The organism is Pseudotabrizicola sp., assembly GCF_030656345.1.
GTDB lineage: Bacteria > Pseudomonadota > Alphaproteobacteria > Rhodobacterales > Rhodobacteraceae > Pseudotabrizicola.
In genome coordinates this window covers 37,992-46,873 of sequence record NZ_JAUSNR010000005.1, presented here as the reverse complement: position 1 = coordinate 46,873, position 8,882 = coordinate 37,992, and the positions used below count along the sequence as shown (strand labels likewise).

10 protein-coding genes and 1 tRNA gene are annotated in these 8,882 nt (G+C 64.2%); 4 read left to right on the top strand and 7 right to left on the bottom strand.

Annotated features, from left to right (window positions below; all coding sequences use genetic code 11):
- The coding region (locus Q7J44_RS01965) for a transposase (protein ID WP_304876479.1) at positions 1–201 on the top strand (201 nt) is incomplete at its 5' end.
- A gap of 587 nt (positions 202–788) precedes the next feature.
- Here Q7J44_RS01965 and Q7J44_RS01960 read toward each other — a convergent pair.
- The 4 genes from Q7J44_RS01960 to Q7J44_RS01945 all read right to left on the bottom strand — a co-directional run bounded on the left by Q7J44_RS01960 (position 789) and on the right by Q7J44_RS01945 (position 4,509).
- Positions 789–865: transfer RNA gene (locus Q7J44_RS01960), tRNA-Arg, on the bottom strand.
- 50 nt (positions 866–915) lie between these two features.
- Entirely contained in the window at positions 916–2,265 is a 1,350-nt protein-coding gene (locus Q7J44_RS01955; protein ID WP_304876483.1) for a HAMP domain-containing sensor histidine kinase, read from the bottom strand.
- A gap of 98 nt (positions 2,266–2,363) precedes the next feature.
- The gene (locus Q7J44_RS01950) at positions 2,364–3,782 is read right to left on the bottom strand and encodes an NAD(P)/FAD-dependent oxidoreductase (protein WP_304876478.1); all 1,419 of its coding nucleotides are present in this window, start codon (positions 3,780–3,782) and stop codon (positions 2,364–2,366) included.
- 1 nt (position 3,783) lies between these two features.
- Positions 3,784–4,509 carry a TVP38/TMEM64 family protein gene (locus Q7J44_RS01945; RefSeq protein ID WP_304876476.1) on the bottom strand — a complete coding sequence of 242 codons (726 nt, stop codon included), beginning with the start codon at positions 4,507–4,509 and terminating at the stop codon, positions 3,784–3,786.
- 285 nt (positions 4,510–4,794) lie between these two features.
- Here Q7J44_RS01945 and rpmH point away from each other — a divergent pair, with 285 nt between their 5' ends.
- The 3 genes from rpmH to yidD all read left to right on the top strand — a co-directional run bounded on the left by rpmH (position 4,795) and on the right by yidD (position 5,651).
- Positions 4,795–4,929 carry a 50S ribosomal protein L34 gene (gene rpmH / locus Q7J44_RS01940; protein ID WP_118149560.1) on the top strand — a complete coding sequence of 45 codons (135 nt, stop codon included), beginning with the start codon at positions 4,795–4,797 and terminating at the stop codon, positions 4,927–4,929.
- 126 nt (positions 4,930–5,055) lie between these two features.
- Entirely contained in the window at positions 5,056–5,385 is a 330-nt protein-coding gene (rnpA, locus tag Q7J44_RS01935) for a ribonuclease P protein component (RefSeq protein WP_370692938.1), read from the top strand.
- Entirely contained in the window at positions 5,382–5,651 is a 270-nt protein-coding gene (gene yidD, locus Q7J44_RS01930) for a membrane protein insertion efficiency factor YidD (RefSeq protein ID WP_304876472.1), read from the top strand. Before rnpA ends, yidD begins: the two co-directional genes overlap by 4 nt.
- Here the strand turns inward: yidD and yihA are convergent.
- From yihA to yidC, 3 genes are read right to left on the bottom strand one after another with little or no spacing between them, the layout of a single operon-like run.
- Entirely contained in the window at positions 5,622–6,275 is a 654-nt protein-coding gene (yihA, locus tag Q7J44_RS01925; protein WP_304876470.1) for a ribosome biogenesis GTP-binding protein YihA/YsxC, read from the bottom strand. The genes yidD and yihA overlap by 30 nt on opposite strands.
- Positions 6,272–7,015 (bottom strand): MOSC domain-containing protein, encoded by a 744-nt coding sequence (locus Q7J44_RS01920; RefSeq protein WP_370692936.1) that lies wholly within the window; start codon positions 7,013–7,015, stop codon positions 6,272–6,274. Before Q7J44_RS01920 ends, yihA begins: the two co-directional genes overlap by 4 nt.
- Positions 7,015–8,865: a membrane protein insertase YidC gene (yidC, locus tag Q7J44_RS01915; RefSeq protein ID WP_304876466.1), complete on the bottom strand. Its 1,851-nt coding sequence runs from the start codon at positions 8,863–8,865 to the stop codon at positions 7,015–7,017. The genes Q7J44_RS01920 and yidC overlap by 1 nt, the downstream gene beginning before the upstream one ends.
- Between the last annotated feature and the right edge of the window lie 17 nt (positions 8,866–8,882).

The window sequence follows — 8,882 nt, the reverse complement described above, 5'->3', positions numbered from 1 at the left end:
ATAAAGCCCTGCATTCCCGGCAGGAAGTCGCGCGGCAAACCCATCAAGCATGACAAGCGACGCTACAAACGCCGCAACCGCATCGAGATCATGTTCGGGCGGATCAAGGACTGGCGACGGGTCGCAACACGCTACGACAGGTGCCCGAAGGTCTTCCTCTCCGCCGTCGCCCTCGCCGCAACAGTCATGTTCTGGCTATGACGATCAATGAGTCTGGAGCCTAGTCATCGACCGGGACACCGGCGAACAATAGCTCTGATCGTCCTCTAGGGGCACTTTTCGACATTTCATAGGCGAACGCGGAGGCCCGCGCAGCAGCGCGGGCCAAGTCACTCAATGGACAGACGCGGCACTCAACCAGGCCTTGCCCGGCTCGCGCCGCGTCTGACGACACTTCCATTTCTTTGGACCGCCCAGCATCCCTGCGGATGCCGGTCAATCGGCAAGCGCCGCCCAAAGGCGGCGTGATCGGTGGCCCCGTGTCCTCGGCTGCGCCTGCGGGCCGCGCCAAGGCCCCCGATCACCATTGACAGTCATCCGCAGGGCCGTGGGTCGGGCTTCGCCCTCCGCACACTCTGTTCCGCCGGAAACTGTGTTTCCGGTCAGACCAGATCGCCGGAGGCGCTGCCCGAGAGGCGGTGAAGGCACAAACCCGATCCGTCAGATTGAAACCCATAAGGCCCACAACCTAAATGCGGCTGAACCGAAAGCCAGACATGCCAGAACACGCCACGAAGCAATTTCGTGACGCAAAAGGCAGTTTTGCCTGGAGTTTACAAGAGGGGGGATGGTGAACCCGGAGCGATTCGAACGCCCGACCCTCAGATTCGTAGTCTGATGCTCTATCCAGCTGAGCTACGGGTCCACTATGGGGGCGGATTTAGCGGCCCCCGCCGGGGTTTGCAAGGGCAAAAGTCACCCGGACACAAGACTGTTTTCCGAAACCTGTTTCGGCAGCTGAATCAGGAACTGCGTGCCGTCAGAATCGCTGCGCGCCAGATCCAGCCGCCCGCCATGCCCCCGCACCAGCTCGGCCGAAATCGCCAGCCCCAGCCCCGCCCCGCCCTTGCGCGCCCCGCCCTGAAACGCGGCAAACAGATGCTCGCGCGCCTTGGCCGGCAGCCCCGGACCCGTGTCCCCAACCCGCAGCCACCAGGCCGCGTCATCCTCCCCGGCAGACACCTCGACCACGCCGCCCTGCCCCACAGCCTCCATCGCCTGCCGGGCGTTGCGCACCAGATTGGACAGCACGCGGTACAGCTGTTCACTGTCGGCGCGCAGGGTAAAGCCGGGGGGGATGTCGATCAGTGCCGTCACCGGACTTTCGCCCAGCAGGCCCTCGGCCTCTACCACCTCTTCGACCAGCGGGCGCAGGGTCAGGCGTTCCAGGCGCGGCGGCGGCTCTTCGGCCTTGCCGAAGGCAAGCGTCGACTCGCACAGGCTGACCGCGCGGCTGATCGAGTTCACCAGCTTGGGTGCCGCGCGGGCCACCATCGGGTCGGCGCTGCCCTCGATCCGGTCGGCGAAAAGCTGGGCGGTTGTCAGGATGTTGCGCAGATCGTGACTGATCTTGGCCACCGCCCCGCCCAGCTGTGCCAGCCGTTCCTTTTGCCGCAAGGCCCCGGTCAGCTGTTTTTGCATGCTTTCCAGCGCATCCTCGGCCGCCCGCAGCTCTACCACGGGCGAGGTCGGGGCGATCACCCGGCGCGCATCCTCAGGGGCCTCGGCATAGGCCTGCATGTGGCGCACCACCCGCTGGATCGGGATGACGATCATCCGCTGCACCGATATGAACAGCAGCACCGCCGTCACTGCGGAAATCAGCACCGACAGCACCAGAATGCGCAACCCGTATTCCACCATCGCTGCCCGCAGCGGCCCGGTCTCCATGGTCACCTCGATCAGCAGGCCCGCCTGCTGCACCGGGTTGCCGATGACGCGGATCACCCGGTTCACCGGGTCGCGCAGCACAACAAAGGCATCGCGTATCAGCTCCCACGGGCCAGACATGCGCAGGTCATAGGTGTCATAAATTGCTGCCGGAATGGGGGAAGACAGCACCAGTTGCCGCACCTCGTCGCGCCGCAGCACCACGTTGAACACGCCCGCATTCACCAGCAGTTCCGCCTCCAGATCGGGGGCGATCACCTCATCCGTGGTCAGCAGCGCCAGCGAGGCGATCTGCGCCTTTTCCAGACGCAGCAGCAGATAATCGGCCCGGAACCGCGCGATGGACGGCACCAGAATCAGCACCTCGGCCAGCATGACAAAGGCAATCGTCAGCAGCAGGAACCGCCCCGAGAGCGTCTTGAAAAACCCGCCTCGTCCCGCCTTCACGCTGCTTCACCCTCCTGTCGTCTGCGTCAGGGCAGAACCTTCTGCACCAGCCGCACAAACCGCTTGAGCATAGGATTATCAAAGAGTTTGGGGGAAAAATAGGCTCCTGCCGCGCGTTTCGAGATTTCGCCCAAAGTCGGGTAGGGCGCGACCATCCCGGCAATGGCCGAGATTTTCGCGCGCGAAACAATTGCAAAGGCCCAAAGCCCGATCAGCTCACCCGCCTGCGGCCCCACGATGGACGCCCCGACCGGGCGACCCTTGACCACCATCAGCTTCAGCAGGCCCTTGGGCTTGCCCTCGGCCTGCGCGCGGTCATTGTGCGCGAACTCCTGCCGCAGCACCGTCAACGCGCTGCCATGCGCCTTGCGCGCTTCGGCTTCGGTCAGGCCGACCTGCGCCAGCTCGGGGTCGGTATAGGTGACCCAAGGAATGTGGCGGGTGCTGGTCTTGGCTGGCAGGCCCAGCACAATCTGCCGGATCACCACGCCCGCATGATAGCCCGCCACATGGGTGAACTGCAGCCCGCCCGCCGCATCGCCCACCGCATAGACCCGGCGGTTGGTGCTGCGCAGATCGGCCCCCACCGTCACGCCCTTGCGGTCATGCTTCACGCCCGCCGCGTCAAGGTTCAGCTGATCCAGATGCACCTTGCGCCCCACCGCCAGCAGCAGATGCGTGCCCCGTACGCTTCGGCCGTCTTCCAGCGCAACGGTGATATCGCCCGCCTGCCCCGACAATGCGGCGACCTTGGCATCTTCCAGAATCTCCACCCCCTCGGCCCGCAGATTGGCCAGCACGATGGCCGACAGCTCGGGGTCGTCGCGGCCAAAGGCCTTTGCGCCCTCAATCACCGTCACCTGACAACCCAGCCGCCGATGCGCCTGCGCCATCTCCATCCCGATGGGGCCGCCACCGATGATCAGCAGATGTCCGGGCCGGTCGCGCAGGGCAAAGATCGTCTCATTGGTCAGATAGGGCACCGAGTCGACGCCCGGAATCGGCGGCACCAAGGGGCGGCTGCCGGTGGCGATGACAAAGCGGCGGGCCCTGATACGGTGATGCCCCGCCTCTACCTCATCCGGCCCGGTAAAGCGGGCCCAGTCGCGGATGACGCGCACGCCCAGACCCTCAAACCGCTCCTGGCTGTCCACCGGCGCGATGGTGTCGATGACCCGCGCCACGTGATCCTTGACCGCGCCGAAATCGACCTCCGGCTCTGTCGGCGTGATCCCGAAGCGCGCCCCGTCGCGCATCGCCTGCGCCGCCTTGGCCGCCGCGATCAGCGCCTTTGACGGGATGCAGCCCGCGTTCAGGCAATCGCCGCCCATCTCGCCGCCCTCGATCAGCACAACGCGGGCACCCATCTGCACAGCGCCTGCCGCAATGGACAAGCCGCCGGAGCCTGCGCCGATGATGCAGATGTCGGTCTCTGTCACGCTCATCTCAGGCCCCTTTGTTGAAGCGTTTCATCACGATGGGCAAAGCCGACAATGCCGCCAGCCCCAGAATTGGCCCAAGGATCTGTGGTGCGAAGATGATCGACAGATCCGGCGTCTCGCCGCGCGCAAACACCTCTCCCAGACCAGTCCCTACCCAAGTAAACACGAAGGTGCCCGGAATGATCCCCAGAAATGTTGTCACCACAAACGGGAACAACGAAGTGCCGACAAAGGCGGGCAGCAGGTTGGCGATAAAAAACGGCACCGCTGGCACCAGCCGCATGATCAGCAGCGCCGACCATTCGTTTTCGCGCAACCCCTGCTGTAACCGCGCCGCAGCCCCTCCCTTTTCGGTGATCCGCGCCGCCACGTCAGCCCCGAACCCGGCGCGCGCCGCCAGAAACACGCCCGCAGCCCCGATGGTCGCTCCAGCAACATTGTAGAACACCCCCGGAAACAGCCCGAACAGAAAGCCGCCGGTCAGCGTGGCAATCGTTGCCCCCGGCAGGCTGAAAGCCACAATGACGACATAGGCCGCCACAAAGCCAAGACTGGCCAAGGCCAGATTGCTGTCACGAAACGCCAGCAGCGTATCGCGGTGCCGGGCCAATGCCTCAAAGCTGATCTGGTCGCGCAACAAGACCGCGCCCAGCACGGCAACGGTTAGAATGACCAGAAACGGCAGACGCTTCAGCCATGGATTGGCGGTTTCCTTCGGGGGGGTGGGCATGGCATCCTCTCGGTCTGTGACAGATGTGTTACGCGGTCTCCCCCGAACTTGTTTCAGCAAAGCCCAAATGCGACAGGCTCCTCACGCCGCCTTGATCGAAACGGCAGGGTTTGACACAGCTTCGGCGCTGACCGGCGGCCCTGCGCAAGGGGCATCTGCGATTTGTTGTGCAAAATCCGGCTGCCTTGCGTTGACTTGGGGGCCAAGCCTGCGTAAAGGACGGGCTTCAAGTTCCCTGCCCTCGAATCCTTGGGGTTCGGGCAAGCCGTCTGATGGAGAGCCGCGATGAAGCGCACATTTCAACCGTCCAACCTGGTCCGCAAGCGCCGCCATGGTTTCCGCGCCCGCATGGCCACCAAAGGTGGTCGTCTGGTGCTGGCCGCCCGCCGCGCCAAGGGCCGTCACAAGCTGTCGGCATAAGGTTTCCGGCCCCGATCAGGGCCGCTTATGGACAGGCAAGATATGACGCCGCCGGAGGAAATGGGCCAAGGCATCGCTGCCGAAGCGCCCATCGCGCCTTCGGCGGTTTCCTTTTGCATAACGACCATGCGCCACCGCCCCGAATTCCTGCGCACCGCTTCGGCGCGCAGACAAGGGGCCGGTGGCTTTCTGGTGCAGGCGCGCTTTCGGGCTGATGGCAAGCCGGGCGTGCAGGTCGGCTTTACAGCCTCAAAGAAAATCGGCAACGCCGTGTTCCGCAACCGCGCCAAGCGCCGTCTGCGCGAAGTGGCGCGCGCCGTGCTGCCGCAGCTGGGACAGCCGGGTTGGGATTACGTGCTGGTCGCGCGCCCCGGTGTGACGGTGGACCGCCCCTTCGCCCAACTGCTGACCGATCTGGAAACCGCGCTGCGCGCCATCCATAGCGTGCGTGCGTGACGCCGCTGGCGCATCTGCTGGCCCTGCCGGTGCGCGCCTACCGTCTGCTGCTGTCGCCTTGGGTCGGCCATGGCTGCCGCTTCCAACCCACCTGCTCGGCCTATGCGCTCGACGCGTTACAGCGCCATGGCGGGATCAAGGGCGGTTATCTGACAGTGCATCGCCTGTGCCGCTGCCACCCCTGGGGCGGCCACGGCTATGACCCGGTGCCGGGGGCAGACCCGGGCCATGACGCCTCACACCAAAGTGGCGATGATCGCGCGTAGGGTCTCGACCCCCTCACCCTTTTCCGAGCTGGTCACCACGATCTCCGGATACGCCGCCGGATGCTTGGTCAAGGATGCCTGCACCTGCGCAATCGTCTCTTCCCGGGTGGCGGCGTTTACCTTGTCGGCCTTGGTCAGCACGACCTGAAAGGTCACGGCAGATTTGTCCAGAAGCGACAGGATCTCCTGATCCACCGCCTTGACCCCATGCCGCATGTCGACCAGCACAAAGGCCCGGCGCAGCGTCTGGCGCCCCTGCAGATAGGACCGCAGCAGCGCCTGCCACTTTTCCACCACGGCCAGCGGAGCCTCGGCATAGCCATAGCCGGGAAGGTCGACCATATAGCGCTGGTCCCCCAGCGCAAAAAAGTTGATCTCTTGCGTCCGCCCCGGCGTGTTTGACGCACGCGCCAGCGTCTTGCGCCCGGTCAGCGCGTTGATCAGGCTGGATTTGCCAACGTTCGAGCGTCCGGCAAAACACACCTCGACCCGGTCCGCCGGGGGCAGGCCGGACATCGCGACCACACCTTTGACAAAATCGACCGGCCCGGCAAACAGCAGGCGGCCCTTTTCGCGCGGTTCAGTTTCCGGCAGCTCGGCAAGGGGGAAACGTGCAGCGCTCATAGCACCTCCACTTGGTCACCAATCGCGATGGGACCGGATTTGATGACCAAAGCATAGGTGCCAAAGTCCTGATGGCCAAAAGCGGCCCGTAATGCGCCAAGCGTGTCTGCATCGGACACGCCCGTATCGGGGTTCACGGTGGTGGCCAGACAGCGCGTGATCCGCCGTTCGATCCGCAGCTCGGCACCGCCCACGCGCAGGGTGCGGCCGATCAGATTGAACTCAGCCCAGGGTGCCATCCCATCCAGCCACAGGTTGCCGCGCCAGCGGTGCAGCGACAGGTCCTGCCCCATCCGCGCGCCCAGATCGGCGTTGGAGGCTGTGTTCAGCACCGCCACAAACGGTTCCGGCACATCGGTCATCGCCTGCCCGGGCAAGTGATCCACCCGCACAGGTGCCGGCTTGTCCGCTGGCCACAACGGGCGCAGCCAGTCCAGCAGCCGGTCGCCGTCAGTGTCAGGCGCAACCGTGATCTCACCCGCTGTCGGATGGGTCAGCGTCACCCGGCGCGCGCCCTCATCCAGCTGCGCGCGGATCGCCATCAGCTCTGGCCCCGCCACACCGCGCAGGAAGTTCATCTTGTGAACCCATTGCGTCAGTGCGCCAACCTTCGCCGCGTCGTGCAGCACCGCCCATTCCCGGTCAAACGGCAAAGCGCGCCCCTCGGTCAGGGACGCGCTTGCCAGTTCCTCAAAGCCGATGGATTTGATCGGATGGCGGCAGATCTGGGCCAGCCGCATCATTTCTTCTTCGGCTTCGCGCTCTTGTCAGCCACCGGAACAACCGCGGGCTTTTTCTTGAAGCCCGATTTGATGTTGCCGAACAGGTCCGGCTTGTGCCCGTGGCTGCGCATGATAGCGTATTGCTGGGTAAAGGTGATCACGTTGTTGGTGATCCAGTACACGACCAGACCGCTGGCAAAACCGCCCAACATGAACATGAACACCCAAGGCATCCACGCAAAGATCATCTGCTGGGTCGGATCGGTGGGTGCGGGGTTCAGCTTTTGCTGCAACCACATCGAGATGCCCAGCAGGATTGGCAGAATGCCGATGAAGATCAGCGCAAGGATGGTGCCAGGCTCCGGCGCGGCCCAGGGCAGCAGGCCGAACAGGTTGAAGATCGACGAGGTGTCGGGGGCCGACAGATCGCGCAGCCAGCCAAAGAACGGCGCGTGGCGCAGTTCGATGGTGACAAAGATCACCTTGTACAGCGCAAAGAAGATCGGAATCTGGATCAGGATCGGCAGACAGCCCGCGGCGGGGTTCACCTTCTTATCCTTGTACAGCTTCATCATCTCGCGCTGCATCATCTGCTTGTCGTCACCGGCACGCTCTTTAAGCGCCTCCATCTCGGGCTGCAGCTCTTTCATCCGCGCCATGCTGACATAGGATTTATAGGCCAGCGGCAGCACCAGCAGCTTGAGGATGAAGGTCAGCCCGATGATCGCCAGACCCATGTTGCCGATGTTGGCGTTCAGCCAGTGCAGAACGGCAAAGATCGGCTTGGTCAGGAAAAAGAACCAGCCCCAGTCAATCGTGTCGATAAAACCCGGGATAGGCTGGGCTGTTCCTTCGACCGCGCCATCGTTCTGATAGGCGCGCAGGGTTTCCCACTGCTTGGCCCCGGCAAACAGCCGCTGCGTCGACGTCACCGTTTCACCCGGGGCAACGGCAACCACCTGCTGGCGGGTTTCCGTCTGGTAGATATCGGCCTGCGGCACGTATTTGGTGACCGAGGTAAAGGGCTTGCCCTGTTCCGGCACCAGAACCGTCATCCAGTACTTGTCGGTAAAGCCGATCCAGCCATCGGTCTGCGCCTCGACCACCGTCGCCTGAGCGCCTTCGCGCGCGACCAGCGGCAGGTCGGCCACCTTGTCATATTTGGTCTCGGTCAGCTTGCCATCGGCGCGGGCCACGACGCCTTCGTGGCTGACAAAGAAGTTCTCAAGATTGGTGGGTTTGCCATGACGCGCCACGATGCCATAGGGGAACAACCGCGCCTCTGCCGCGCCGGTGTTCTGCACGCTTTCGGTTACGGTGAACATGAAATGGTCATCCACCGCGATTTCGCGGGTGAAATTCAGGCCACTGCCATTGTCCCACCGCAGAGTGACCGGCTGACCCGGCGACAGGGTGCCGCCACCGGCAGGCGTCCATTCGGTGTTTGCCCCGGGAACATCTTCGAACCCCAGCGCCCCGGCCGGGCCCCAGCCAAACAGCGCGTAATAGGCATTGGCCTGCCCGACAGGGGCCAGCAGACGCACGATGCCGGAATTCTCGTCCAGCGTCTGCCGGTAGGTTTTCAGCTCCAGATCATCAATCCGGCCCCCCAGCAGCGAGATCGAGCCGGTCAGCTCGGGCGTGTCGATGGTCAGGCGCGGCGCTTCGGCGGCCGGGGCGGCACCATCTGCGGCGACCGTGGCGGTCGGCTGCGCGGCGGCGGGCGGCTGGGTGCCATCCACTGCGGTCACCGCCGGCGCATTGGGGTCAATCACCGGTTCAGGCGGTGGAAACAGCACAAACCAGACCATGATGACCACGAAGGACAGCACGGTTGCCAGGATAAGGTTCTTGTTTTGATCGTCCATCGGGACTTCCGCCGCCA